The organism is Clostridium pasteurianum (genome assembly GCF_001705235.1).
GTDB classification, from domain to species: Bacteria; Bacillota; Clostridia; order Clostridiales; family Clostridiaceae; genus Clostridium_S; species Clostridium_S pasteurianum_A.
This window is the reverse complement of the sequence record NZ_MCGV01000001.1, coordinates 569216-594947: the sequence shown is the minus strand read 5'-3', so window position 1 is coordinate 594947 and position 25732 is coordinate 569216. Positions and strand designations below refer to the sequence as shown.

At 31.4% G+C, this 25732-nt stretch carries 25 protein-coding genes and 1 riboswitch; of the genes, 19 read left to right on the top strand and 6 right to left on the bottom strand.

Going from position 1 to position 25732, the window contains the following annotated elements; all coding sequences use genetic code 11:
• The first annotated feature begins 28 nt into the window (after nt 1-28).
• The 4 genes from BEE63_RS02700 (at nt 29) to BEE63_RS02690 (ending at nt 3356) form a co-directional block, all read left to right on the top strand.
• Nucleotides 29-1207, top strand: a complete 1179-nt coding sequence (locus BEE63_RS02700) for a Ger(x)C family spore germination protein (protein ID WP_066019920.1) — start codon at nt 29-31, stop codon at nt 1205-1207.
• Nucleotides 1208-1265: 58 nt separating this feature from the next.
• Entirely contained in the window at nt 1266-1484 is a 219-nt protein-coding gene (locus BEE63_RS02695; protein WP_066019919.1) for a hypothetical protein, read from the top strand.
• Between the two features lie 276 nt (nt 1485-1760).
• Nucleotides 1761-1910 (top strand): hypothetical protein, encoded by a 150-nt coding sequence (locus BEE63_RS21530; protein WP_175400823.1) that lies wholly within the window; start codon nt 1761-1763, stop codon nt 1908-1910.
• Between the two features lie 279 nt (nt 1911-2189).
• Nucleotides 2190-3356, top strand: coding sequence for a GGDEF domain-containing protein (locus tag BEE63_RS02690; RefSeq protein WP_066019918.1), 1167 nt, complete (start codon nt 2190-2192; stop codon nt 3354-3356).
• Nucleotides 3357-3459: 103 nt separating this feature from the next.
• Here BEE63_RS02690 and BEE63_RS02685 read toward each other — a convergent pair whose 3' ends face one another.
• Entirely contained in the window at nt 3460-3696 is a 237-nt protein-coding gene (locus tag BEE63_RS02685; protein WP_066019917.1) for a DUF1292 domain-containing protein, read from the bottom strand.
• A gap of 125 nt (nt 3697-3821) precedes the next feature.
• Nucleotides 3822-4040, top strand: a riboswitch (cobalamin riboswitch).
• 107 nt (nt 4041-4147) lie between these two features.
• On the opposite strand from BEE63_RS02685, the gene BEE63_RS02680 reads away from it, so the two are divergent.
• From BEE63_RS02680 to cobC, 9 genes are read left to right on the top strand one after another with little or no spacing between them, the layout of a single operon-like run.
• Nucleotides 4148-5203, top strand: coding sequence for a pyridoxal phosphate-dependent aminotransferase (locus tag BEE63_RS02680; protein WP_066019916.1), 1056 nt, complete (start codon nt 4148-4150; stop codon nt 5201-5203).
• The gene (locus BEE63_RS02675) at nt 5200-6051 is read left to right on the top strand and encodes a kinase (protein ID WP_066019915.1); all 852 of its coding nucleotides are present in this window, start codon (nt 5200-5202) and stop codon (nt 6049-6051) included. The genes BEE63_RS02680 and BEE63_RS02675 overlap by 4 nt, the downstream gene beginning before the upstream one ends.
• Nucleotides 6052-6054: 3 nt before the next feature.
• Entirely contained in the window at nt 6055-7113 is a 1059-nt protein-coding gene (cobT, locus tag BEE63_RS02670) for a nicotinate-nucleotide--dimethylbenzimidazole phosphoribosyltransferase (protein WP_066019914.1), read from the top strand.
• Nucleotides 7114-7127: 14 nt separating this feature from the next.
• A complete protein-coding gene (locus tag BEE63_RS02665) occupies nt 7128-8609 on the top strand; it encodes a cobyric acid synthase (protein ID WP_066019913.1) in 1482 nt (493 codons plus the stop codon).
• The gene (locus BEE63_RS02660; protein WP_066019912.1) at nt 8606-9916 is read left to right on the top strand and encodes a cobyrinate a,c-diamide synthase; all 1311 of its coding nucleotides are present in this window, start codon (nt 8606-8608) and stop codon (nt 9914-9916) included. Before BEE63_RS02665 ends, BEE63_RS02660 begins: the two co-directional genes overlap by 4 nt.
• A gap of 9 nt (nt 9917-9925) precedes the next feature.
• Nucleotides 9926-10543 (top strand): precorrin-8X methylmutase, encoded by a 618-nt coding sequence (locus BEE63_RS02655; protein WP_066019911.1) that lies wholly within the window; start codon nt 9926-9928, stop codon nt 10541-10543.
• A 19-nt stretch (nt 10544-10562) separates the two neighbouring features.
• Nucleotides 10563-11120: a bifunctional adenosylcobinamide kinase/adenosylcobinamide-phosphate guanylyltransferase gene (gene cobU, locus BEE63_RS02650; RefSeq protein ID WP_066019910.1), complete on the top strand. Its 558-nt coding sequence runs from the start codon at nt 10563-10565 to the stop codon at nt 11118-11120.
• Nucleotides 11121-11137: 17 nt separating this feature from the next.
• Nucleotides 11138-11899 (top strand): adenosylcobinamide-GDP ribazoletransferase, encoded by a 762-nt coding sequence (cobS, locus tag BEE63_RS02645; RefSeq protein ID WP_066019909.1) that lies wholly within the window; start codon nt 11138-11140, stop codon nt 11897-11899.
• A complete protein-coding gene (gene cobC / locus BEE63_RS02640; RefSeq protein WP_242874655.1) occupies nt 11899-12492 on the top strand; it encodes an alpha-ribazole phosphatase in 594 nt (197 codons plus the stop codon). The genes cobS and cobC overlap by 1 nt, the downstream gene beginning before the upstream one ends.
• A 44-nt stretch (nt 12493-12536) precedes the next feature.
• Here cobC and prfH read toward each other — a convergent pair whose 3' ends face one another.
• The 3 genes from prfH to BEE63_RS02625 all read right to left on the bottom strand — a co-directional run bounded on the left by prfH (nt 12537) and on the right by BEE63_RS02625 (nt 15253).
• Nucleotides 12537-13151 carry a peptide chain release factor H gene (gene prfH / locus BEE63_RS02635; RefSeq protein ID WP_066019908.1) on the bottom strand — a complete coding sequence of 205 codons (615 nt, stop codon included), beginning with the start codon at nt 13149-13151 and terminating at the stop codon, nt 12537-12539.
• A 2-nt stretch (nt 13152-13153) separates the two neighbouring features.
• Nucleotides 13154-14188, bottom strand: coding sequence for an RNA ligase RtcB family protein (locus BEE63_RS02630; protein ID WP_066019907.1), 1035 nt, complete (start codon nt 14186-14188; stop codon nt 13154-13156).
• A 171-nt stretch (nt 14189-14359) separates the two neighbouring features.
• Nucleotides 14360-15253, bottom strand: coding sequence for a LysR family transcriptional regulator (locus tag BEE63_RS02625; protein WP_066019906.1), 894 nt, complete (start codon nt 15251-15253; stop codon nt 14360-14362).
• 122 nt (nt 15254-15375) lie between these two features.
• On the opposite strand from BEE63_RS02625, the gene BEE63_RS02620 reads away from it, so the two are divergent.
• Entirely contained in the window at nt 15376-16620 is a 1245-nt protein-coding gene (locus BEE63_RS02620; protein ID WP_066019905.1) for an APC family permease, read from the top strand.
• A 36-nt stretch (nt 16621-16656) separates the two neighbouring features.
• Here BEE63_RS02620 and BEE63_RS02615 read toward each other — a convergent pair whose 3' ends face one another.
• On the bottom strand, nt 16657-17361 hold the full coding sequence (locus BEE63_RS02615; protein ID WP_066019904.1) for an alpha/beta hydrolase: 705 nt from the start codon (nt 17359-17361) through the stop codon (nt 16657-16659).
• A 265-nt stretch (nt 17362-17626) separates the two neighbouring features.
• Here BEE63_RS02615 and BEE63_RS02610 point away from each other — a divergent pair, with 265 nt between their 5' ends.
• The 3 genes from BEE63_RS02610 (at nt 17627) to BEE63_RS02600 (ending at nt 21848) form a co-directional block, all read left to right on the top strand.
• Nucleotides 17627-18508 carry a LysR family transcriptional regulator gene (locus tag BEE63_RS02610; protein WP_066019903.1) on the top strand — a complete coding sequence of 294 codons (882 nt, stop codon included), beginning with the start codon at nt 17627-17629 and terminating at the stop codon, nt 18506-18508.
• Between the two features lie 86 nt (nt 18509-18594).
• Nucleotides 18595-20487, top strand: a complete 1893-nt coding sequence (locus BEE63_RS02605; protein ID WP_066019902.1) for an NAD(P)/FAD-dependent oxidoreductase — start codon at nt 18595-18597, stop codon at nt 20485-20487.
• Between the two features lie 503 nt (nt 20488-20990).
• Nucleotides 20991-21848 (top strand): PHP domain-containing protein, encoded by an 858-nt coding sequence (locus BEE63_RS02600; RefSeq protein WP_066019901.1) that lies wholly within the window; start codon nt 20991-20993, stop codon nt 21846-21848.
• Between the two features lie 142 nt (nt 21849-21990).
• Here the strand turns inward: BEE63_RS02600 and BEE63_RS02595 are convergent, their stop codons facing one another.
• Nucleotides 21991-23229 (bottom strand): right-handed parallel beta-helix repeat-containing protein, encoded by a 1239-nt coding sequence (locus tag BEE63_RS02595; protein ID WP_066019900.1) that lies wholly within the window; start codon nt 23227-23229, stop codon nt 21991-21993.
• Nucleotides 23230-23470: 241 nt separating this feature from the next.
• Between BEE63_RS02595 and BEE63_RS02590 the strand changes: the two genes are divergently transcribed.
• Together BEE63_RS02590 and BEE63_RS02585 are read left to right on the top strand one after the other, a co-directional pair.
• Nucleotides 23471-24214, top strand: coding sequence for a response regulator transcription factor (locus BEE63_RS02590; protein WP_066019899.1), 744 nt, complete (start codon nt 23471-23473; stop codon nt 24212-24214).
• 79 nt (nt 24215-24293) lie between these two features.
• Nucleotides 24294-25592: a sensor histidine kinase gene (locus BEE63_RS02585; protein WP_242874653.1), complete on the top strand. Its 1299-nt coding sequence runs from the start codon at nt 24294-24296 to the stop codon at nt 25590-25592.
• Nucleotides 25593-25732: the final 140 nt, after the last annotated feature.

Here is a 25732-nt window from a genome sequence, read left to right as displayed (position 1 = left end):
CTGCAACTCTACATATGAGGTGAAATCAATGAAAAAATACATAAAAAAGTGGGCAAAAATAATTATATGTATTTTTATGATTGTTTGCTTAGTTTCCTGTTCAGATGCTACTGAATTAAACAAAATAGCTATTGTTATGGGAGTTGGAATAGATAAAGTTAAAGGAATGTATCCAGTACAAATGACGCTTCAAATAGCCAATGTATCAGGAATTAAAAATCCTTCAATGGGAAGCGGTGATGGCGGTACAGGTAATGCCGGATATATATATATAAAGGAAAAGGGAGAAAGTATTTCTAGAATATCAAAACTCTTTGCACGTAAATTAAATCGTAAATTATTTTATTCCCATAATCAAGTTATTATATTAAGTAAGGATATAGCAGAGGATGGAATTGAAAAGTACATTGATTTTTTTCTGCGTTACAGACAAACTCGTCTTTTAGTATGGATATTAGTGTCTAAAGGACATGCAGATGAAATATTAAACGTAAAACCGGAGCTTGAAACTAATCCTGGAAAAAACATAGGAGATTTAGTTAGGAATGAGCAGGATATATCACAAATACCAGCTGTGGATTTAAAAGAATTTGTATTGAGACTTATGAGTAAAACTACAGCGCCAGTTGCACCAATGATTGAAATAAGAAATGATAAAGGTAAAAAAATGGCATATCTTTCAGATACGGCAGTATTTAAAAAGGATAAAATGGTTGGAACGCTAAATAAAAAAGAGACGAGGGGTTTATTGTGGAGCATAAATAAGGTTAAAGATGGAGTTATTGTTTTAAATAAAGCAGATGGCAATAACGTGAATATTGAAATAACGCGTTCTAAAGGAAAAATAATTCCTAAAATGAATGGGGATAAACCCAGTATAGAAATAAAAATAAAGGAAGAGGGAGATTTAGAAGAGCAAACTTTTTCTGAGGATTTAGCCAACCCAAAGGAATTAAAAAAGCTTGAAGAAACAGAAAATAAGTATATAAAAACGGAAATAATGATGGCCTTAAAAAAATCACGTGAACTGAACGCAGATATATTTGGTTTCGGAGATATTATATATGAGCACTATCCTAAACAGTGGAGCAGAATGGAGAAAGATTGGAATAAGGTTTATAAAAATATAGATGTAAATGTAAGCGTAGATGCTAAAATAAGAAAAACAGGAAGAATAACTAAACCTATTCTTTCAAAAGAAAAGTAGCGTTAAAAAATCAGGATTTAAGAGTGTACGGACTAATGATATGGATGAGGTATGAAAAATGATATTTTTATTGGTTATTTTCTTTGTAGGTTTAATATTATTTGAAGTTCCGAATATGATTGAAAATAAGTATTGGCGTGAGCTTATGGTATTTTCTGCACTTTCAATAGCAGCATTTATATTGTGTCTATTATATATTCTGGATTTACCTATACCTAATCCAATATCAGGGCTAGAATATGTGGTGAAAAATATATTGCATTTAAATTATAAATAGGATAGCTATTTCTTATGAAAATTAAATTGAACAATTAACATATTATATTAAAAGTTGTAACATAATTGTCACAATAGAGAGGTAATATAGAATCATAGAAATTGAATAATTTATTAAAACAGTTAGTTCTTAATATCTCCTTTACTAACTGTTTCTTTTTTTTTACTTAGTGGCTGCTGCATTAGCAAAAAACATGTTAATGCGGCAGTATTTTATATATTTCACTTATTTGCTGAAAGGTATCAGACATTTCTACTTATAGCAACAAACAATACTATGATTGATAATTGGATTCGTACGGGTGACTTTGGATTTATAGATTCATTTCTGTTAAATTTAAATGAAAAAATAAGACGAAATATTCTAAAGCAAATCGCAATTCAGAAAATTAATTCAAACATAGTAGCTAAAATTGCAGTTAATTAAAATTAAATAATTCACAAAAACAGTTAGGTTTAAAGATTTCCTTTACTAGCTGTTTTTTTATAAGTTATGTATTTTAATTCAGTATTTATAAATAAAGCTTATATTTTGACTGCAATATATAGTATAATATTTCTTATAATATAAGGCTTTCAACAAATATGTAATTGAAGATAAAATTAATTGCAGCAGAGAAGCTAGTTAATGCATGAAATATTTATGAATATACATATCTTTAGATAATGAATGCCGTAAGAGATTAAATTAAGGGGAGAAAACTGAATGATTAATAATTTATTCGGGATTATTATTGGACAAAATAATTTAGAAGTAACTCCAGCCCATATCAATGAAGTTAATGATGAAATAAGGGAAATAAATTATAAACGCTTTTTTGTATTTAGTATAGTTACTGGTATTATTGAATTAATACTGATTGTTTTTTATGATATTCCATCAATAAATAAGGGTAATTGCAATCTAATTGATATAATGTATTTGTTTTTTCATTCATGTATTCTTATCACGAGTTTAACTGTATTTTTTATATTAAAAAGTTATAGGAAAAACGAAAGTAAAAAAACACCTTGCGTAATTGCGGAAATTCCTATATTGTTGTTCATGATATTTGTAGCTTGTATAAGTGGACTTGATCAAATTACATCTGGGCAGGTAACATCATATATTACAGGTTTACTAATATGTGGAGTTTTGGCTTTGATAAAACCTCCAAGGAACTATTTAATATATTCAATATCACATATTATTTTCATATGCCTATCCCTTATGTTTCAAAAGGATCAAGGAATTCTTTTAAATAATATTATTAATGGTACGGTATTTTACTTTAGCGTTTTAGTTTTATCAAAATTAACCTATGAAAATCAAATTAATATTCTGATAAAAAATATAATATTGGAAGAAACTAATAACAAACTAAAATATATTTCTAATTATGATGCGCTGACTAATTTATTTAACAGAAGATATTTTGAAACTGTTATAAAAAGAAGTATTATAGAAAATAAATCCTACAAAAATAAAGAAGCAATTATAGCCATAATGGATATTGATTATTTTAAGTCTATTAATGATAAATATGGACATAAAGCTGGAGATGTGGTATTACAAGAAACGTCAGCAATAATTGATGAAAATATTAGGAAAATTGATTTGGCAGCAAGATGGGGAGGAGAAGAATTTATTATATTGTTCCCTGATATATCAGCTAAAAATGCGGAAATAATCGTTAACAGAATACGACAAAAGATAGAAGAAAATAGAGTACTATTTGATAACAACTCTATTCAGGTTACAGCGAGCTTTGGGTTAACTAGGCTTATGGGAAATACAGAAGAAAATTTTGAAAATTGTTTTAAAACTGCTGATAAGGCATTATATTTAGCTAAAACCAATGGAAGAAATAGAGTTGAGAAATTTTTTGAATAAAATGTATATTGTTTATAAATGTTGCTGAATAATGAAATTTAAATTAAAGACTTTCCATATTGAAATGGAGGAAAGGCACCCAAGCTTTACCTCCAAAGAACTGTTAATTTCCTTCATTGTATTTTTGCAATACCTTTCTAAATTCTTCTCCCTCCTTTAAGCAGGAATATTCCTTTTCTCCGCTGGCATTTGTAGTTGTCTTGTAAGCATATGCTTCATTGGAATTTGGAGCGCTGACAATTAAGTACTCATTTCCATCCAATCTAATAGTATCAATTAGTTCTAAGTCAACTTTTTTCCCAGAGCTGTCTATTACAGAGATTACTTCACTAGTTTCCATAAATACGCCACCTTTCACTTATTATATTGTTACTAAATAAGTCCATTTTATACTAAAAAATTATAATAATACGTTATAAAATCACAAAATGCTAAGTATGTCCATGGTTACAATTGTATTTGAGATGAATGTGTGATACCATAAATTATAAGAAAATTTAATAGCAAGGAATCAGGTTAAAATCCTGAACGGTCCCGCCACTGTAAGAAAGAAGTTTAAGCAAAAAGAAAAACCAAAGTGAAATTTAAAAACTTCACTAGGTTATTATGCCACTGGGAAACTGGGAAGGCGTGCTTAAATGATGATTTTCAAGTCAGGATACTTGCCAATAGTTACGTGCTTTTTTCTACGAGAGATAGAAAGAATGTTTATTAAGTATATCAGCCTAGAAAGGTAAACTTTTAACGTTTTTTTCGTTAGAAGTTTTTTTATTTTAATGTGAGGTGATTAAATGATTCACGGAGGAGACATTTATACTGAAGGTATTTTTAAGGGAAGAAAACTTCTAGATTATAGTTCTAATATAAATCCACTTGGGTTGCCTCAAAGTTTTGTACATAACATAGATGAAGCCTTGAAAAATGCTGAAGTTTATCCTGATATTAATTATAGAAATGTAATTAAGAGTATAAAAGAATATATTGGATTAAATAATGCAGGGATTGTACTTGGCAATGGAGCTTCCGAAATAATTGAACTTTCTATAAGTTTATTTAAAACCATTCTTATAGTGGTACCATCTTATGTTGAATACGAATTAGATGCTAAAAGGTATGGCATTAAAACAAAGTTCTCTTATTTAAGTGAAAGTATGGAAATAAATTATGAAGATATTTTTTCTAAATTAAAAGAAGTGGATGCACTTATAATAGGAAATCCTAACAATCCTAACGGAGGAATAATTGATAAAAATAAATTTAGAGACATACTTGATTTTTGTGAGGAAAATGGGAAAAAGGTTATTATAGATGAGGCTTTTATTGAATTTACGGCGAATGTGGATTTTAGTTTTGTAAATGAATGTGAAAAGTACAGCTGTATTTTTATAATAAGAGCTATGACAAAGTTCTTTTCTATGCCGGGAGTAAGGCTTGGCTATGGTATTACCGCGAATGAAGATATGATAAATAAAATAAAATCAAAGCAAAATCCTTGGAATGTTAACTGTTTTGCTGAAATGGCAGCAGTACATTGCTTAAAAGATGAAAAATACATAAAGGAATCACTTTTATGGATAAGAGAAGAGAGAGAATTTTTAACTAATGAATTAAAAAAAATGGATTTTATAAAGCAAGTATTTTGGACTATGGGTAATTTTGTTCTTTGTAAGCTTAAGGGTATCAATGAAAATGAACTTTATGATTACTGCCTTAGGCACAGAATAGTTATAAGGAAAGCCAGCAATTTTAGAGGACTTGATGAAAGTTTTATAAGGCTTGCTATAAAAGACAGGACTTCAAATAGAAGACTTTTAAGTACTTTTTATAATATGGAAAATGAATTATGAAAGTGACTTCAATATATCCTGGTACTGTTGGGGAAATAGTTCAAGGAAAATTTAAGGAGAAGGATGTTTTAATTTCATGCCCCGTAAACCTTATGACGAAAGTTACCATATTTGAAAGCATGGAAATAGAACCTTTGCAAAGCAGTTTAAAAACCCAAAAATTTTTAATTAATATTTTAAAAAGGTGGCATTTTGAAGAATACATAAAAAATATGAATGTGGTTATAAGCTCAAATATTCCAAGAGGTAAGGGTTTTGCCAGCAGTACGGCGGATTTATGTGCTGCATATTATGCGCTCTTAAAGATGTTTAATAAAAAGTTCAATGAAAAAGAACTAATTGAAGAATGTATAAAGATAGAACCTACAGACAGCATTCTTTTTGATAAAATCACTGTGTTTGATTATAAAGGGGGAACTTACAAGGAAACTCTTGGAGAATACCTTAAGTTTTATCTTCTGGTTTTTGAAGGTAAAGGGACTGTGGAAACTGTTGAATTTAATAATAAAAAACTAGAAGAATTAAGAAATGCAGATGATTTAATAATTAGGGTTAAAAACTCTTTAAAAAATAGAGACATAAAAGGTATTGGTGAGGCCGCTCTTGAAAGCATAATGAGAAATGAAAACAGACTTAAATATGATATTTTGCCAGAAATCACAAGGATTAAGGACGAAACAGGTGGACTTGGCATTATAGGAGCTCATAGTGGAAATGTACTAGCTATAGTTTATGATGACTTTAACATTTTAAACAGGGCAAAGAAAAAAGTAAGAGAGATTAAAGGTTATAAAACTTATATACTTGAAACCTTGAATGAAAATGAAATGAAAATTGGGGTGAAATGAATTATGAATTTAAAAAAAGCAGTAGATGAAATTAAAGGTTTAGATGAAGATGTAATAGAAAAGGTTCAAAAGAGGTTAGATAATTTAACAAAACCATTAGGAAGTTTAGGAACCTTAGAAGATTTAGTAAAGCAAATAGGTGGAATAACAGGTGAGGTTTTTCCGGAAACTAAAAACAAGACAGTTATTATAATGTGTGCTGATAATGGTGTGGTAGAGGAAGGAGTTAGTTCTTGTCCTAAAAGTGTTACGTCAACAGTTACTAGAAATTTCATGAAGGGGTTTACGGGAATTAATGTTTTTACAAAGCATGCCGGAGCAGACATTAAGGTTGTGGACATTGGAGTAGATGATGATATAAATGAAGAAGGAATAATAAATAGAAAAATAAGAAAAGGTACTTCTAACATGGCAAAAGGACCTGCCATGACAAGGGAAGAAGCCATAAAGGGACTCCAAATAGGAATAGAGATTGTAAAAGAGCTTAAGGACAAAAATGTAAATGTGCTTGGAACAGGTGAAATGGGCATAGGAAATACAACTACAAGCAGTGCTGTGGCAGCAGTATTAACAGGCTGCAAAGTAGAGGACATGGTAGGTATTGGCTCAGGACTTACAAAGGCTGCATTTCAAAATAAAATAGAAATAATAAAGCGCAGTATAGATGTAAATAAACCTGATGCGTTAGATGCAGTTGACGTGCTGTCAAAGGTTGGTGGATTTGATATAGCTGGGCTTGCAGGATGCTTTTTAGGTGCTGCAATTTACAGAATCCCAATAGTAATAGATGGATTTATATCTGCGGCGGCAGCATTAACGGCGGTAAAAATAAATCCAAAGGTTAAAAATTTTATAATTCCTTCACACGGCTCAGCTGAACCTGGAAGTAAAAGAATTATGGAGGAACTTAACTTAGAGCCTATGCTTAATCTTAAAATGAGACTTGGAGAAGGCACTGGAGCAGCTCTTGCATTTCAGATTATTGATATGGCTTTGTTTTCTTACATGGAAATGGGAACCTTTGAAAAAGCAAATATAGAAGCTTATAAACCACTTGAGTAAAGGAGGAAGATGCAATGGCTAAAATTATGATTCAGGGAACGGCTTCATCTGTAGGAAAGAGCATAATTGTGGCAGCTTTATGTAGAATTTTTAAGCAGGATGGTTTTTCAGTTTGTCCATATAAATCTCAAAACATGTCTTTAAATTCATACATAACTTTAGATGGCAAGGAAATGGGCAGGGCGCAGGTACTTCAAGCTTATGCTGCTGGACTTGAGCCAGAGGTTTATATGAATCCCATACTTTTAAAGCCTACTACAGATAAAAACTGCCAGGTTATTGTAAATGGTGAAGTGTACTGTAATTCAAGTGCAAAACATTATTGCAATCTAAAGAAAGATTTTGCCCCTATGCTTAAAAAGGGATTTAAAGAACTTGAAAAGAAATTTGACATAGTTGTAATTGAAGGTGCAGGAAGTCCAGCTGAAATAAATTTAAGAGATAATGATATTGTGAACATGGGATTTGCAGAACTTGTTGATGCACCGGTACTTTTAGTTGGCGACATAGATAAAGGTGGAGTATTTGCCTCTCTTTTTGGTACTATTATGCTGCTTACAGAAGATGAAAGAAAGAGAATGAAGGGTACAATTATTAACAAATTTAGAGGCGATGTGGACATACTAAAGCCTGGACTTAAAATGCTGGAGGATAGAATAAATCTGCCAACCTTAGGAGTTGTACCGTATTTCACATTGAACTTAGAGGACGAAGATGGTGCAGTCGATTTTAATACTAAAGTTAATTCTGCAATAGATGCAGCAGTAATCAGGCTGCCTCATATTTCAAACTTTACTGATATAGATGCACTTAAAGTTGAAAAAGATGTGTCAATTAGGTATGTAACCAGTGCTGAAAGTTTTGGACATCCTGATGCATTAATTATTCCAGGAAGTAAAAACACTATAGGTGACTTGCTTTATTTAAGAAAAACTGGCATAGAGAAAAAAATAAAAGAATATGCAAGTGAAAAAGGTTTAGTTATTGGAATATGCGGCGGATATCAGATGCTTGGAAATGTAATAGAAGACCCTTTAAAGGTTGAAACAGAGTTTGGAAAAGTAGATGGAATGGGACTTCTAGATATAAATACTGTTTTTAAAGATGAAAAGGTAACTACAAGAGTTAAAGGTGAAGTTTGCGGAAAAGGAATTAAGGTGTACGGATATGAAATTCATATGGGGATTTCAAGTTATGGAAAATCGGTAAAACCTTTTGCTCACATAACAGAGGAAAATGAGGGCAAGGCTCACATAAAAGACGGTGCTGTAAATATGGCTGGAAACGTCATAGGTACATACCTTCATGGCGTATTTGATTCCACAGATTTAAGGCAGTATTTTGTAAATATGCTCCGTGAGAAAAAGGGATTAAAAACGAGAGCATCAGTGTCCTATGAAAAACTTAGAGACAATGAAATAAATAAGCTTGCAGACATTGTACGAAATAATATTGATATGAATAAAATATATGAAATAATGGGTGTTAAGAGATGAAGAGTATAGTTGTATCGTCAAATAGAAGTGGTGGAGGCAAGACCACAGTAACCTTAGGACTTATGAAGGCACTTATAAATAGGGGCTTTGAGGTTCAGGGATATAAGGTTGGACCTGATTATATAGATACAGCTTTTCATAATCATATTACAGGTAAAGCTTCAAGAAATTTAGATCTATTTTTAATGGGTGAAGCAGGGGTTAAGGCTTCTTTTTCACGAGGCTGCGGCGATTTTGGCATAGTTGAGGGAGCAATGGGACTCTACGATGGTAAGGGTATAGACTCAGAATATTCTACAGCTCATGTGAGTAAAGTTTTAAAGCTTCCCGTACTTTTAGTTATAACTCCAAAAGCACAAAGCGTAACTTTATGTGCGGAAATAGAGGGACTTATAAATTTTGAAGATATAAATTTTGCAGGTGTAATTTTAAATAACATAACTGAGAGTTACTATGAGCTTTTAAAGGCTGCTATTGAGAATAGATTTAAGGAGAAAGTTAAGGTTTTTGGATATTTACCTAAGGATAAAATTCTGGAATTAAAGAGCAGACATTTAGGACTTGTCCAAAGCAGTGAAGTCGAAAATTTAGATGATAAAATTGAAAAGTGCAGTGAGCTTTTAGAGAAGCATGTCAACATAGATGCTCTTTTAAAAGAGTTTTCAAAAACAGATGAATTTCAGGATAAATATCATATGAAGACACAAAATTTTAAAATTGGAGTAGCTAGGGATGAAGCTTTTAGCTTTTATTATAAGGAGAATCTTGAGCTTTTAGAGGAAATAGGAGAAGTTAAATATTTCAGTCCTTTAAGGGATAGTAAGCTTCCTTCGGATTTAGACTTTCTCTATATAGGAGGAGGATATCCAGAAGTTTTTAAGGAAACTTTAAGTCATAATAGAACCATGCTCAGCAGCATAAAAAATGCACTTAATAGTGGACTTAGATGCTATGCTGAATGTGGAGGACTTATGTATTTAATGGACAGCATAGAGAAAACTCCTTTAGTTGGTTTTTTTAAAGGAGAAGCTTATATGGGTGATAGACTTCAAAACTTTGGATATGCTGAAATAGAAGTTAATAAGGGAAACAAAATGCTGCCCCAAAATATTAAAATAAACTGTCATGAGTTCCATAAATCATATGTAAAAAGTAATGAGGATAGGATATATTTGGTTCAAAAAGAAAACTATTTGGGAGAGAAAAAAACTTGGCAGTGTGGTTATGTTAAAAATAATGTTTTAGCGGCATATGCTCATGTACACTTTTTTGGAAATATGAATTTTTTAAAATATTTAGTTAGGTAAGGTGAAATTATGGATTATATAAAAGACCCTAAGATGATAGAAAAAGAAAGCTTTAGAATTATAGGCAGTGAAATGGGAGCTCACAGTTTCACGGAAAGGGAACTTAAAATAGTAAAGAGAGTAATACATACTACAGCTGATTTTGAATACAAGGATTTAATTTATATAAGAGAAGGAGCTATTGATGCGGCTTTAAAGCTTTTGAAAAAAGGCAGCATAACAATTTATGCAGATACAAATATGATTACGGCAGGTGTAAGTAAAAAGGTTTTAAACGCTTTAAATTGCAAAGTGGTTTCGTATGTTAGGGATGAAAGAACAGCAGAAATTGCAAAGGAAGCAGGAATAACACGTTCCATGGCAGCGGTAGAAAGGGCAGTAGAGGAGGGCATAAAGTTTTTTGTATTTGGAAACGCTCCAACGGCTCTTTACAGATTAAAGGAATTAATTGAAGACGGTAAATGCAGCCCCCACTTTGTAATAGCAGCGCCTGTTGGTTTTGTGGGAGCAGAAAAGTCAAAAAAAGATTTTGAAGAATTATCAGTACCTATGATTACTATACGTGGAAGAAAAGGTGGAAGTACTGTGGCAGCGGCTATTGTCAATGCACTTTTGTATATGCTTTAGTTTTGGGAGGAAATGCATAATGGGAAAGCTTATTTTTATAACAGGTGGAGCGAGAAGTGGAAAAAGCTCTTATGCTGAAAAACTTGCAGAGAGTATAGAGGGAGATGTTTTATACGTTGCAACTTCTATTCCTTTTGATGATGAAATGAAGGATAGAGTAAAAAAGCATAGGGAGAGAAGACCACAAAACTGGACTACATTAGAAACATATAAGGATTTCGATGTTAAATTACCGGAAAAACTTGAGGGCAAAGACGGTGTGCTTTTTGATTGTGTAACTAATATGGTTTCAAACTTAATGCTGGAAAAGGTGCAGGACGATGAAGTCATATCTCCTAATAAGTCAGATAAGGTTCAAGAGTATATTGAAAGTGAAGTAAATAAACTCATGAAAGTAATACATGAAAGCAGTGCTGTATTTATCATGGTTACAAATGAAGTTGGCATGTCACTTGTCCCTGCATATGCGCTAGGGAGGCTATTTAGAGATGCAGCAGGTATTATAAATCAAAGAATTGCTGAAAAAGCGGATGAAGTTTACCTGTGTGTTTCAGGTATTCCTGTGAAAATAAAATAGTTTTGGAGGTGGTATAGGTGGTTTTTTTTAGACGTTTAATTTTAATGCTTCAATTTTTCACCCGCATTCCAATTAAATATGAAAGTGATATAACAACTGAAGATTTTGGAAAAGCCCTGGCCTTAATTCCCATAGTAGGGCTAGTAATAGGGGGAATAATGGGAGGCACATATATGCTGCTGCTTTATATATTTTCTCCTAAAATATGTGCTGTAATAGTTCTAATTGAATACATATTTTTAACTGGCGGAATACATTTAGATGGTCTTGGAGATACTTTTGATGGATTATTTTCATATAGACCTAAGGAAAGAATACTTGAGATAATGCATGACAGTAGAGTTGGTACAAATGCAGTACTTGCTGTAGCTTCAGTACTAATATTAAATTCAGTGCTTTTAACTGAGATAAATGGTTCTTTTACACTTAAAGTAATCATTCTTTTCCCTGTGGCAGGGAGGCTTGGTTCTATAGTTGGCGCAGCATTATCAACTTATGCAAGACGTGGAGAGGGCATGGCAAAGTCTTTTATTGACTGCTGCGGAAAGTTAGAGCTATTTATAGGAATAGCGATGTATGTAATAATATTTTTATTAGTTGGACTTTACAGAGGATACATAATAATGATTTTCCCAATCATAACAGCTGTTATTTTGATAAAGTATTTTAGCAGAAAGATAGATGGAGCAACAGGGGATGTACTTGGAGCAGTGTGTGAATTAAATCAGACTTTATTTTTAATGGCAGCTTATGCAGTGCTAAATTATAGAGGGTGGTAATGATGCTTGAAATAACACTAGTAAGACACGGTGAAACCGTAAGTAACAGTGAAGGAAGATATCTTGGCTGGACGGATGTTGATTTAAACGAGAAGGGAATAAATCAGGCAAAAAAGGTAAGCAGCAAACTGAAGAATAAAAAATTTGATATTATAATGTCCAGTCCTCTTAAAAGGGCAAGGCATACGGCTGAAATTATACGAAATGACAATATAATTTATGATGATGATCTAAAAGAAATCAACTTTGGATCATGGGACAACCTTTCGTATAAGGAAATAGAGAAAGGTTATCCAGAGGAATGTAAAAGCTGGGGTGAAGACTGGAAGAACTTTATATTCCCAGATGGAGAAGGTGTTTTGCAAATGTACAAAAGAGCTTCAAATTTCATAGATAAGCTTAAGGCTGAGCACAAAAATGGTTCAATTTTGATTGTCACTCACGGTGGTATAATAAGAAGCATTACAGCATATTTACTTAATATGGGGCTTGAAGGCTACTGGCATTTTGCTGTGGATAACGGCAGTATAACAAGAATAAAAATTACTGACGACTATACTGTTTTATGTGCCTTTAATAATCTTTCATTATAGAAAAAGAGGCTGACACTAATTTCTAGTGAGCCTCAATTTTAAACTCAAGGATTTAAATCGTCATAATTATAAGTTCTTACAGGATTTCCTCTAACTATATTTATTCCTGCTGACCATCTTTCCCTGCGGTTTGTTTTTTTCTCTTCTTCTTGTAGTTTCTTTAATCTAAAAGCCAGTCGTGCTTTAGCTAATTTTATATTTAAAAATTGGCTTCTTTCTTCACTGGAATTAACAACTATACCTGTTTTTTTATGAGTTATTCTAACTGCGGTTTCGGTTTTGTTTACGTTCTGACCGCCTTTACCGCTGCTTCGCATTTTTTCAATAATTATTTCATTATCGTTTATATTTATACTAGCCTCATAATTAAAACACTGTACATCTATAAACCAGTTCTTTCTCCTGTGATGCTCTCTATATTTGCTTTTCCAGATGAGAAGGTGAGTGCCTTCTATAGAATTTGTATATTTAGTAACATTTTCACCTGTAAGCTTTAAAAATACCGACTTTAATGTATCATTTTCTTCTCCAGATACATAGTCTAAAACTTCAATTTTTATATTTCTACATTTGCATTCTTTTTTCATTAAATTTAAAAATAAATATACGAAATGGCAACTTTCAATTGGCCCAGTGCCTGCACTAATTTGAATATACATGTTTAATCCTTATAAGTTAATAGAGGTTTCAATTTTGCAACCACTTTTATGAGGTTAAAATGTACTAAGTCTTTGATTACTTTATCTATATTTTTATAGGCCTCTGGTGCTTCTTCGTATATTAAATTTTTATCACTGCAAATGAGATTATAATAGGAATTTGTAATATATTTTTTAGAAAATTTGTTCTGGAGTCTTTCCTTGCAGCCATTTCTATTCCACTTTCTGCCTGCACCGTGAGCTACTGAAAAACCAGTCTCAAGTGAAGTATTAATAGGTTTTACTATATAGGAATAGCTTCCTCTAGAACCCGCAATAACTATATAATCATTTAGGGCATCTGCCGCACCTTTTCTATGGATATAATAATTGTCTATAGTTTCTATTCCATTATGAATTGCTTCTATTTTTAACTCCAGGTTTTTTATATTTAATTTATCACATAGATTTTTTGCTATGAGATTTCTATTTTCTTTTGCAAAAATCACAGCCTTTTCATAGTCTGAAAAATAATTTTTAAAGCCTTCACTGCCACTTATTAGTCCATTCTGGCAGGAGTATTTTTCTATATACTTTCTTAAAATTTCTTCTCCGAGTCCGCGGCTGCCGCTGTGAACTAATAGATAAACTTTATTTTTATCTAACTTAAGACTATTTTCTTCTTCTATGATTTCATCAATTACTGTAAATTCAGCAAAATGATTTCCTTTGCCTATAGTTCCAAGATTAAAAGGTCTTTTTATAACCTCATTTTCATAGGGACTACTTTGTAAGCGCTTCATTGCCTTGTCTATTTTGAACTTCCTTTTAATATTTGAAGTTTCAAATAAACTTATTGAACACCCAATATCATTTCCTATAAGATGAGGATAGATGATATCCTTAGTAATAATTGAAACTCCTATGGGTGTTTTACCAGGATGAAGATCTGGGTAACCAATTGCGGAAATTACTCCTTCAAGGGTAGATAGGTTTTTAACTTGCTCTACGGCAGCACTTTCTATCCATGAATCCTCTGTTTTAAAAATTTTATACATATATAATATTCTCTCCTTAATTAAGACAATTTGATTTTATTGAGAGAATACCTAATAGACTTTATTAAATTTCTCTCACCATTAAATTTTTTATCATAATTATCACAACCTTTACTTAAATTTATAAATCTATTTTACCAATTAGTAACTTAATAATCAATAATAAGAAAATTAAATTTCACTAAAAGTATTATTTAACACCATATCTTTTAAAGCAGTCATTGCTGGTGAAAGCCATTTTTGACTGTGATATATCATTCTTGCATATATATCGATATGGAAAGTTTGTACAGGTAATATTACAAGCTCACCGTTATTAACTTCGCGTTTAACAGTAATTTTTGGAAGTAAAGAAATTCCAAGCCCACTTTTTACACACTGCTTTATAGCCTCTAAGCTGCTAAGTTCCATAATAGTGTCTATTTTTATGTTTGATTTTTTTAGGAAAGTTTCAAGCTCTATACGATAACAGCAATCTGGTTCTGAAGCAATAAATGACTGATTCTGAAGAGCCTCAATTGCTATGCTTTTTAAGGAAGCTAGTGGATGATCGGGTGCAGCAATAAAAACTGTAGGGTTTTTAAATACATCAAATTGAGTTATATATTCCTCGTCTATTTCATCATGAAGACTAAAAGCAATATCAATCACATCATTTTCAAGCATTTTAGGAAGTTTAAGGCAGTCTGCCATTTTCAGAATAACTTTAGCCTTAGGATACATAATTTTATATTTTTTAAGAAGAGGTGGCAGCCAAAATACAGAAATTGTTTCAGCAGCTCCAATTCTAATAGAACCTGTAATTTCTTTGTTTTTGTTAAACAATTCATAAACTTGCTTTTCATCCTGAACCATTTTTTTAGCTGCAATAAGAAGTTTTTGTCCATGCTCATTTAAAAATACTTTTTTTCCAAGACGATCAAAAAGTTTCACACCAAATTCTTGTTCTAAACTGCTTATATGGTCAGAAACTGATGACTGAGAGTAGTTAAGCTCTTCAGCGGCTTCTCTAAAATTTAATAGCTTGGCAACAGTAATAAAAGTTTGAAGCTTTTTTGTATCCACTAATATCACATCCAATCGTAAAATTCGATTAAATTGATTAATATAATCGTATTATTCGTAGATGTTTTTCATGTTACACTAGGAGCAAATAAAATTCAAGTTAATTTAAACGGAGGCAATTTATGAAACAGGAAATTAAGCTTAAAAAAAGTATTACATGGATTAAAGGAGCGGCTCTTACGGTAGGTGCTGTACTAGGTTCTGGAATTTTAGTATTACCAGCAATTGCAGCAGAAATGGCAGGACCGGCATCAATATTAAGTTGGATACTAATGGGACTATTCTCGCTTCCTATGGCTATAACTATTGGAATGATGTCCTCTAAATTTCCAAACTCAGGTGGATTAGCAGCTTATGCAAGGCAGGGTTTTGGTGATTCTTTAGGTGAACTTACAGGAATCCTTATACTAAGCGCGATGCCTATAGGAATGCCTGTAACTGCGTTGATAGGTGCAAATTACTTAGGAAGTATCTTTTCATGGTCCCAGCTTTATATTTATATAGCAGCAGGAGCAATTTTAGTTTTTGCTATAATTTTAAACTATAGAGGAATTGAATTATTAGGAAAAGTACAGGTGTTTATTATTTCTGTAATACTATTTATATTAATTTTAACTGTGACATTTTCTAGTGCACATGTCAATATATCTAATTTTCATCCTTTTATAAGCAATGGTTTGTTGCCGATTGGTCAGGCTATGAATTTATTGTTTTTTGCCTTTATGGGATGGGAGATTATTGGAAATTTGGCAGAAGAATTTAATAATCCGCGTAGAGATATCCCTTTGAGCTTAGGGGCAGGATATATAATAGTTAATTTAATATATATTTCCATAGCATTTGTTACCATAGGTAATGGAATATATAACTCAGTTAATTCTGCATCAGTAATGATTAAATTAGTGTCATATGGAATTGGTAAAAGTGGTCAGGTCCTTGTAGCCTTTTTAGGATTTATTATTTGTTACTGTACTGTTCACACTTATATTTCCGGATTTTCACGTTTGGTTTATTCTGAGGCCAGAGATGGAAAGTTTCCTGCTTTATTTGGAAAACTCCATCCTAAATATCAAACACCATATGCAGCACTGCTTTCATTTATTCCATTATTTTTAGCTATAATGTCTATAAGTTATATTTTTTCTTTAAATTTAAAAGCACTTATTGGAATTCCAAGTACTACGTTCCTTGCTGTTTATATTATAAGTATGCTTGCAGCTGCTAAGGTTTTATTAAGTAAAAGGGGAAAAGTCTGTGCTTTAATAGCTGCATTTTTATCCTTTATTGTTTTTTTATTTGCCGGATGGAGCGTTTTGTATCCTTTATTAATAATAATTACATTTGTTGTTTTAAATAAAAGAAAATAAATTGTATATTAGGCTTTTTAACTGCGGCTTACATGATTAGCGTATATGTTTCTTTAGCCAATGCCCCAAAAAATCAAGTTGCTTTTCAGTGTGAAAATAATGTTCTCCATCTTCCATTATTCTTAAGTCGCAGTTGAATTTTTTTGCAAAATCAGATATTATGTTGAATTCACACACATTATCTTTTATGCCGTAGAGAATTGAGGTAGGCTTATTCCAGGTAATAATAGGATGCGCCTTAACATAACAGTAGTAATCCCAATAAAGAGTTTGTCCAATCGGTGTTGAAATTTCTTTTTCTTCCTTGAGTTTGCTTTCGCTTATATTGAACCATGTCATCATATTAATTATAATTCTTTTCATGTTTACTACAGGAGAGAGAAAAAGACATTGCTTTATAGGTTCAGTATTATATGCCAGTAAACTGAAATATGCTCCCATGCTGCAGGCAAACAAACTTATATTGTTTGATATTGAACGTGCATAATTCATAATAATATTAAGATCCTTAACACAGTTTTGCACTGTACAAGCATAGTTTTCATTTTTGCGATCGCCATGTTCAGGTAAATCGAAACTAAGTACTATATAGCCTTTATGTACTGCTTCTTTTGCAAATATAACAATTGCATCATCTGCTTTGTTTGACATGTTGCCATGTACTGCTATGAATAATTTATCTGATTTAGTACCCCACAAAATTGCAGGGATATTTTCTATTTTTAAATTTTCCTTTTTCATTTTAAAGTCACCTCTATAGATACAATATTATAGGTGTATATTACAAGTTTCAAGGTTACAGACAGTTCTGAAATGTTTATGAATGTAGATAAGCATGATACAATAAAAACAACAATTCACTAATTTATTATGGCACCAGTCATATGAAGAAAAAAGAAGACACAAAGTTTATAAGGGTTTCTAATAATCTTTTGATATTTATTATAGTATACCTTGGTACATAAAAATTGCAGGAATACTAAATTAAAAAAAGGGGTATGGTTATATGCAAATGAATAAACTTATTTACTTTATAAGTGTGGCTGATAATTTGAATTTTACTAAGGCAGCAAAAGAATGCTATTTGGCGCAATCAGCTATTAGCCAGCAAATAAATTCCTTAGAACAAGAACTTGGATTTAAGTTATTCATAAGAACCAGCAAAAATGTTAAGTTTACTGAGGCTGGAAAAGTATTTTATAATGGTGTTAAAAACATAGTGGAAGATTATAAAAATACAGTAAAAAAAGCTGAAAGTGTGGCTTATGGATATAAAGGAATGATAACAATAGGGATATGCGGAGGTACAGAGGAAATATTTTTGCCACAAATATTAAATAAATTTAAAAAAATATATCCTTTAATTGAAATAAATTTTAAAAGAGCAGCCTTTGAAAAAATAAGTAAGGAGCTAGAAGGTAAAGTTTATGATGTAGTATTTACATGGCCATACGATATAGAGGAATTAGAGGGAATTGATTATAAAATAATATTTGAAGACAATGCATGTGCTATGATGAATTCCAGCAATAAATTAGCAGGTAAAGGAAAGGTATCACGGGAGGAACTTTCAAGGGAAAATAATATAGTTGTAGCAAATGAGAAAAAAACAAAGATGTATGAACATTTTTTAAGCTTTTACAGTAAATATAATATTATTCCAAAGTCTATTATAACTGCTGCAGATAGTCAAATATTAAGTTTAATGATTGATTTAAACATGGGAATAAGTATTGTTCCTAAAAAAATTAAAGAACTAAATAAGGAGAAAATTTCATTCGTAGAAATAGAAGGGGAGCCACATTCAATTAAATTTAGTGCAGCATATTTAAAAGGAAATACAAATCCATGTGTAGATTTATTTATAAATAATGCAGCTATAAGATAATCTTATAGTTGCATTATTTTATTGTATTTCTAATTAAAATAAATGAGAATTATAATAGGTGTATACAAGTAATGGGAGGGAATTATATGAACAAGAATTCTAATATTTTTAAATCTATAAAGATAGGAAATTTTACAGCTAAAAACCGTATAGAGATTTCTCCAGCAGGATCATTTTTATGTGCAAAAGATGGTGGAAATAATGCGGAATTTTTAGCATATACACGATCACTTGCTAGATCTAGAGCTGGAATTGTTACTTTAGGAGTTTCATCAATAGATGAAGAAATTTCAGGTGTGCCTATAACCAGTGTTGGAAGTCCTTTATGCATAGCTGATTTAGCAGATATAGCAGAGATAATTCATACATATGGAGCTTTAGCTAGTATAGAATTAGTATCTGGAAAATACATGCTTATGCCGCCGGAGGTTGTGGCAACAGAAAGCAGCAAAGAAGAAGTAAATCACCTCATAGAACTTTTTGCAAATGCAGCAGAAAGATGTATGATAGCTGGTTTTAATATGATAATGATTCATGGTGCACATGGAAATGTTCCAGCAATGTTCTTTTCTAAAAAATACAATCATAGAACTGATGAATATGGTGGAAGTTTTGAAAATAGATGCAGGTTTGGAAAAGAGCTGTTAGAGGTAATACGTCAAAAGGTTGGAAATAAAATTGCAATAGAATATCGTATAAGTGCAGAAGAATTATTAGAAGGAAATTCTGAAATAGAGGAAACTTTAGAATATGCAAAGAAAATTCAAGATAAGGTGGATATGATGCATGTTTCAAGAGGACTCCTTTCAGAAAATTCTCTTCTCCCATATTTATTTCAGCCAACATATTTTCCGCGTGCAATGAATTTAGAAGCAGCAAAAAGATTTAAAAAGGAACTTAATATTCCAGTGTCTGTAGTTGGAGGCTTTGATTTGGAAACGGCAGAAAAAGCTGTATCAAATGGTGATGTTGATGTGGTTGCTATGATAAGGAATATTTTAGCAGATACTAATTGTGTAAGTAATGCATATAAGGGAAAAAGTGAAGAGACAAGACCTTGTGTACGCTGCAATACTTGTATTAATAGAACTCATACACAGTTTTTACATTTAAGATGTGCAGTTAATCCACTAATAGGAAGAGAAATTCAATTTCCTAAAATTAGAGAAGAAGCTAAAAAGAAAAAGGTAGTTATAATTGGAGGAGGACCATCAAGTCTTGAAGCAGCAAGGGTATTAGCTAAAAAAGGTCACAATGTCGTTATCTTTGAAAAAAATAATGAGCTTGGTGGAGCTTTAAGGATGGCTTCTACTGCAGCATTTAAAAAAGACATGAAAAAGTATTTAGATTGGTCAATTAGAACTGTAATGAATAATCCTAAAATAGAAGTAAGACTTAACATGGCAGCAACAAGAGAAAATGTAATCAGTGAAAAGCCGGATGCAGTTTTAATAGGGGTTGGAGCAAAGCCAATAATCCCTAAGTTTACTTTAAGTGGTACAGAAAAGCTTGCTTGGGTTGGAGATGTGGAACTTAAAAGAGTAAAAGTTGGACAAAATATTGTAATAGTAGGAGGTGGTTTTACAGGCCTTGAAGCAGCTCTTAGCTTATCAAGAGAAGGAAAGAAAGTTAAAGTTATAGACATGCTACCAGAAGAAAGAATAGGTGCCGATGGTATACAGATAAGTATGATTGCACTAAAAGAACTTCTTAAAAAAGAAGGGGTAACTTTCACCTGTGAAGTTAAATTAGCAGATGTTACAGAAGAAGGTGCGGTTGTAGAAAATAAATTTGGCAAAAAAGAAGTTATTACATGCGATACTGTGATTTTATCTTTAGGTGTGAGAGCAGATAGAGAGCAAGTAGAATTGTTTAAAGATATAGCAGAAGAAACTTATGCTATTGGAGATTGTAATACAAAAGGCGGAACCTTGTGGAATGCAACAAGAACAGGTTTTGATGCGGCAATGGAAATATAAAAAAGGTGAAGTAACAATGTTTCGTCGCATTAAAAAAATTCTATAAATCTTATCATAACTGAGGCTTGGATCATATTGGATTACCGATAATATTTAATATATTATTATAAATACAAAGCTATATTATATTTGGTAAAGAAGGATAATGAGCTTCGTCCAAGCCTCACATATGATAATTATCCTTCTGTATAAAATACAGGCTATCTTAATATTTACGAGTAATAACTTTGATTTATTAGAATTTTTTAGGCATCTGAAAGAAAATAACAAGTCTATATTGTGAGATAATTTTGTGCAATACGAGGAAACTGGTTCCGTTAATACTAGGCAGTCTTAGCGGGTTCAGTTGACGAAATATTACGCAAAATTAACCACTAGATGGACTTGTTATTTTTTTAAAGATGCCGTCAACTGTTCCTTCACTGTGAAATGTGAACTGATTCAAATTTCAGTTTATAGTTTTAAAGTTTTACTATATAATTATAGAAAAGTGAGGTGGTTATATGGATTATAAAATAGATTTACATACTCATACTAATGTTTCTGATGGAGCAAGTGCGCCAAAACAATTGATAGAAACAGCTGCTTTGGAAAAGATTAAAGCGGTGGCACTTACAGACCATGATAATATAGGTGGATTACAAGAAGCCGCTTCAGCGGCGAAAGATAAAAATATAGATTTCTTAAATGGAATAGAGATAAGTTCTCTATACAAAAATGGGAGAATACTTCATATTTTAGGTCTTGGAATAGATACTGAAAACGAGGAATTTTTATATGAGTATAATAAAATGAAGAAGGCTAGGGACAAGGGAGTAGAATACATTTTAACTGTAATTAAAAAGCAAGGCATAAATATAGATATAGAAGAATTAGGGCAAAAGGCTTTTGAAAAGTATTTGGATAGATATGATATTTATAGATACTTTGTTAAAAATAAATTATGCAGTACAGCTCAAGAGATTTGGGACAAATATTTAGATCCAATTCCATATGGTGAAGATGAACTTATGAATGTTAAAACTTCTATTAGAATCATAAAAAAAGCAGGTGGACTGTCATTTTTGGCACATTATAATAAGGCTATAGGTTTTGCGGGACTTAATAATGAAGAAATAGAAAGTGAAATTAAGTATTTAATTAGCATTGGTCTAGATGGAGTTGAAAGGTACTATCCTTCATTTAATGAAGATGATTATAAATTTCTAGATTATTTGATTAAAAAATATAATTTAATATTTTCTGGTGGAACGGATTATCACGGAGCAAATAGACCAGAAATAAAACTTGGAACTGGAAAAAATAATAATCTTTTTATACCTTATGAAGTTTATACTGGGATTATAAGCAAGTTAAAATAAGGGATAAATTCATATTGAAAACATAGCACTACTGTGAAAGTGAAGTAACAATGCTGAAGGAACGCTTTATAAGATTTCTTTAACGCAGCTAAGCATTATTACTTCACTAAATTACAGCTTGCCTATCTATAAAAAATGATCTTTAAAAGCATCCAAATCCAGTAATATCGCTTCCGCTAACTGGGCGCATAAATGTAACATCAGGTAAATTACCATTTGCAGTTCTACTTTTAGATAGTTCATTTACATCTAAGCTTTGAAAATCTGAAGCTGATACAGCTATGCCATTTGTATTCCATGAATTATTATTTGCATTTGCGTAAGGAAGATTGGAATCCTTTAGTGAAATCCCACTATATGCAAGATTGTAATGAAGTATTTCTCTTGTTCCTGGAATATCTGTTGGATTATCTGGACTTATACGCTCAAGCATATCAAAATTTCCAAGTCTATTATTGTAAGCTGTATTGTAAGTCCAAGTTGCAGCCTGTCCTGGCTGATGATTTGCATAAAAGCCATGAGCATTGTTATTTGCTGATATGCAGTACTTTACAGTATGAATTGGAGCTGGATTAAATGGAGTACCACTTGCATATCCGCCAATTTTAAAACCATTGGAGTCACCGCCAGCTTTCATGTTAAAGGCCCAACAGTGATCAAAAGTATTAGAACCTCTTGAAGTTAAACAATCAAAACCATCATCACTATCGTTCCAGGCTCTACAGTACTGAAAGGTAACACCATCGGCATGTGCTCCAAAGCCATCTGTATTTCCAATTGAATATGATGTAGTTCCTATGTTGTTGTAAGAATCACATTTAATACAGCTTCCAGTACCATGGTTTACAAAATAAAAACCATTAGCAGCATTATCATGACAAGCTACTTGATTAAAGGTAGCATTACCTTCTACTCTGAAACATTCGGATTGTTTTTGATTACCAACTTGAACACCTGTTACTTGGAGTGATAAAAAAGTAACATTAGATACTCCAGGAGCTATATGAAAAGCTGCAACACGTTTAGTAGCTGGAATTTTTGAAAAATCGAAAATTGGTACATTCTTAGAAGAATATGCTCTATAAGCAATTCCACTTTTAGTTATATTATTAACGTAATTATAATTAGAATCTGAAGCAGCAATTTTAAAATTATTGTAGGTTCCACCTAATATGTAGACTGTATCGCCATAAGAAGCTGCTGATTGTGCTTTTGTAATACTTTCAAAAGGAGAGGTAAAAGTTCCTAAATTGTTATCATTACCGTATGGAGCTATATAATAATTAGCAGCATAAACAGTCTTAGATGAGATTGAAAAAGAAGCTAAACTTACTCCTAAAAGTATAAAAAACAGAAATAATTTTTTTGAAAAATGTTTCATTAAATGTATCCTCCTCATATTTGTTATATAATTTGCAGCCAATATAGTAACATTATATGTGTAAAATAAAATATTTTGTTACCTTGTGTAATATAATGTATGCACATATTATATGTTACAAATAAGGAAATGTAAACATAAGAAGTAAAACAGTATTATTACAAAATAGGTCTATTGATTTGTATTTGTTATTAGTCATATAATAAAACAATAAAAAGGATAGTGGAAAGTGGGGAATAAAATGGATTTAGTAAATTTCTCAAATAAGAAAGTATTACTTATAGATGATGAAAAAGATATAACTGATTTAATAGAAGATGTCTTACTAAAGGAAGGTTTTAAAAACATAAAAAAGGTGCATTGCGGATTAGATGGCATAACTATTTGCAAAAATGAGGCTCCTGACGTAATTGTACTTGATATAATGCTTCCGGATATTGATGGTATAGAGGTGTGCAAAAGAATAAGAGAATTTTCTTATTGTCCAATTTTATTTTTGTCAGCTAAAAGTGATGATATTGATAAAATTCTTGGTCTAAGTATGGGTGGTGATGATTATATTACAAAGCCTTTTAGTACAAAAGAAATTGCTTTTAGAATTAAGGCACAGCTTAGAAGGCAGCAGTATGATAATGTAAAAGAAAGTAAGCAAAATAAAATTTTAAAAATAGATGATATTTCTATAGATACAGAGCATTGTCAGGTATACAAGGAAAATAAGGAGGTCAAACTTACAGCCAAGGAATATAAGTTGCTTTTATACTTATCAGAAAATGCAAATAAGATAATTAACAAGGAAAGAATTTGTGAAGTTGTGTGGGGCGATGAATATACGGGGTATGATAATACTATTTCTGTTCATGTAAGACATCTCCGTGAAAAGCTTGAAGAAGATCCGTCTAATCCAAAGCTTATAGTTACAATAACGGGACTTGGATATAAGCTTGTAAAAGGAAATGAACAAAATGAAAAAATTGAATTATAAATTTATTTCTCGGGTGTATTCTATATTTTTTGTCCTCCTTTTAATATTAATTTTTTTGTTTGTAGGAATAACAACTTATTTGCTAAAAAGTGATAATGGCAGTAAAGCTAGTTGGGCAAGCTGGCCCATATCTTTTACGGAAAAGTTCAGCGAGAAAATTATTTTTAATAATGGAAAGCCAGAATTATCAGCTTCAGGAATAAATGAATTAAAAAAGTATAAGCTTTCTTTGCAAATTATTGATGAAAATGGTAATGTGGTTAAAAGTTATAATAAAATTAAAGGTGAATTAGTACATTATTCTCCTATACAAATGGTGCAATTATATAAAAGTGGTGGAGATGTGAAAAATCATACCATATTTGTTGGAAGTGTTAAATCAAATGGAACCAGATGGACATACATAATTGCCTTTCCTATGCAGGTATCAAAATTAACCTTGTATGTGGATTATAATAAAGCTTCAAACTTTAAGTTCCTTATATTAGGAGTAGTGCTTGTAATTGTGATTATAATTGCTGTGTATGGAATGAAGATGAACTATAGTTTGTTAGAAGTAATAGCATCAATAAAAAAGTTGACTTCAAATTCATATGTACCTATGAAGAAAAATGGGATTTATAAGGATGTATATGAAAATCTTAATCTTTTAGATACTAAGCTTAAAGCAGCAGAACTTGAGAGAAAGAAAAATCAAACTTTAAGGGAAGAATGGATATCAAATATATCACATGATTTAAAAACTCCTTTATCACCTATAAAAGGTTATGCTGAGATGCTAGCTGATTTTAATTATGAAGTTAATTCTAAAGATGCACAAAAATATGGGACCATAATACTTAGAAATGCAAATAATTTGGAAAGTATAGTTAAAGATTTGAATTTCACGTATAAGCTTAAAAATGGCAAAATACCTATGAAAAAGGAGAATGGAAATTTAGTACGATTATTGAAAGAAGTAATAATAGATATATTAAATACTCCTAAATATGAAGAAAGAAATATTGAGTTTAAGTGCACTAAGGACAAAGTGAATTTTAAATTTGATAATACACTTTTAAGGAGAGGATTTACAAACTTAATTTATAACTCAGTAGTGCACAATGAGTCTAATACTATACTTAAGGTTTCAATAGAAGAAGATGATAAAATACATATAAATATTGAGGATAATGGCAAAGGTATGGGAGAAGAAGAGGTTAGTAAACTTTTTGAAAGGTACTATAGAGGAACTAACAGTGAAGTTAAGGTTCAAGGCTCCGGGCTGGGTATGGCAATTGCAAAGCAAATAATAGAAGCTCACGGTGGCAATATTCGTGTTGAAAGTAAATTGAATGTAGGAACAAGCATAAAAGTAGAATTTGCTAAAGAAACTTAAGATGAAATTAAGATTAATTAAAAGTCCAGTTAAGAACGTTTATTTATAATCTAACTAAAGAGATACGAAAGTGTAACTTAATTTATGCATGTACCAAAATGTCAGTCTTCAAGGTATTATGGTACATGTATAAAGTAATA

What these genes read in the sequence shown, in the direction of transcription:
- BEE63_RS02700 (WP_066019920.1), top strand. Translation starts at nt 29, where the DNA reads ATGAAAAAATACATAAAAAAGTGGGCAAAAATAATTATATGTATTTTT.
- BEE63_RS02695 (WP_066019919.1), top strand. Translation starts at nt 1,266, where the DNA reads ATGATATTTTTATTGGTTATTTTCTTTGTAGGTTTAATATTATTTGAA.
- BEE63_RS21530 (WP_175400823.1), top strand. Translation starts at nt 1,761, where the DNA reads ATGATTGATAATTGGATTCGTACGGGTGACTTTGGATTTATAGATTCA.
- BEE63_RS02690 (WP_066019918.1), top strand. Translation starts at nt 2,190, where the DNA reads ATGATTAATAATTTATTCGGGATTATTATTGGACAAAATAATTTAGAA.
- BEE63_RS02685 (WP_066019917.1), bottom strand. Translation starts at nt 3,696, where the DNA reads ATGGAAACTAGTGAAGTAATCTCTGTAATAGACAGCTCTGGGAAAAAA.
- BEE63_RS02680 (WP_066019916.1), top strand. Translation starts at nt 4,148, where the DNA reads ATGATTCACGGAGGAGACATTTATACTGAAGGTATTTTTAAGGGAAGA.
- BEE63_RS02675 (WP_066019915.1), top strand. Translation starts at nt 5,200, where the DNA reads ATGAAAGTGACTTCAATATATCCTGGTACTGTTGGGGAAATAGTTCAA.
- cobT (WP_066019914.1), top strand. Translation starts at nt 6,055, where the DNA reads ATGAATTTAAAAAAAGCAGTAGATGAAATTAAAGGTTTAGATGAAGAT.
- BEE63_RS02665 (WP_066019913.1), top strand. Translation starts at nt 7,128, where the DNA reads ATGGCTAAAATTATGATTCAGGGAACGGCTTCATCTGTAGGAAAGAGC.
- BEE63_RS02660 (WP_066019912.1), top strand. Translation starts at nt 8,606, where the DNA reads ATGAAGAGTATAGTTGTATCGTCAAATAGAAGTGGTGGAGGCAAGACC.
- BEE63_RS02655 (WP_066019911.1), top strand. Translation starts at nt 9,926, where the DNA reads ATGGATTATATAAAAGACCCTAAGATGATAGAAAAAGAAAGCTTTAGA.
- cobU (WP_066019910.1), top strand. Translation starts at nt 10,563, where the DNA reads ATGGGAAAGCTTATTTTTATAACAGGTGGAGCGAGAAGTGGAAAAAGC.
- cobC (WP_242874655.1), top strand. Translation starts at nt 11,899, where the DNA reads ATGATGCTTGAAATAACACTAGTAAGACACGGTGAAACCGTAAGTAAC.
- prfH (WP_066019908.1), bottom strand. Translation starts at nt 13,151, where the DNA reads ATGTATATTCAAATTAGTGCAGGCACTGGGCCAATTGAAAGTTGCCAT.
- BEE63_RS02630 (WP_066019907.1), bottom strand. Translation starts at nt 14,188, where the DNA reads ATGTATAAAATTTTTAAAACAGAGGATTCATGGATAGAAAGTGCTGCC.
- BEE63_RS02620 (WP_066019905.1), top strand. Translation starts at nt 15,376, where the DNA reads ATGAAACAGGAAATTAAGCTTAAAAAAAGTATTACATGGATTAAAGGA.
- BEE63_RS02615 (WP_066019904.1), bottom strand. Translation starts at nt 17,361, where the DNA reads ATGAAAAAGGAAAATTTAAAAATAGAAAATATCCCTGCAATTTTGTGG.
- BEE63_RS02610 (WP_066019903.1), top strand. Translation starts at nt 17,627, where the DNA reads ATGCAAATGAATAAACTTATTTACTTTATAAGTGTGGCTGATAATTTG.
- BEE63_RS02605 (WP_066019902.1), top strand. Translation starts at nt 18,595, where the DNA reads ATGAACAAGAATTCTAATATTTTTAAATCTATAAAGATAGGAAATTTT.
- BEE63_RS02600 (WP_066019901.1), top strand. Translation starts at nt 20,991, where the DNA reads ATGGATTATAAAATAGATTTACATACTCATACTAATGTTTCTGATGGA.
- BEE63_RS02595 (WP_066019900.1), bottom strand. Translation starts at nt 23,229, where the DNA reads ATGAAACATTTTTCAAAAAAATTATTTCTGTTTTTTATACTTTTAGGA.
- BEE63_RS02590 (WP_066019899.1), top strand. Translation starts at nt 23,471, where the DNA reads ATGGATTTAGTAAATTTCTCAAATAAGAAAGTATTACTTATAGATGAT.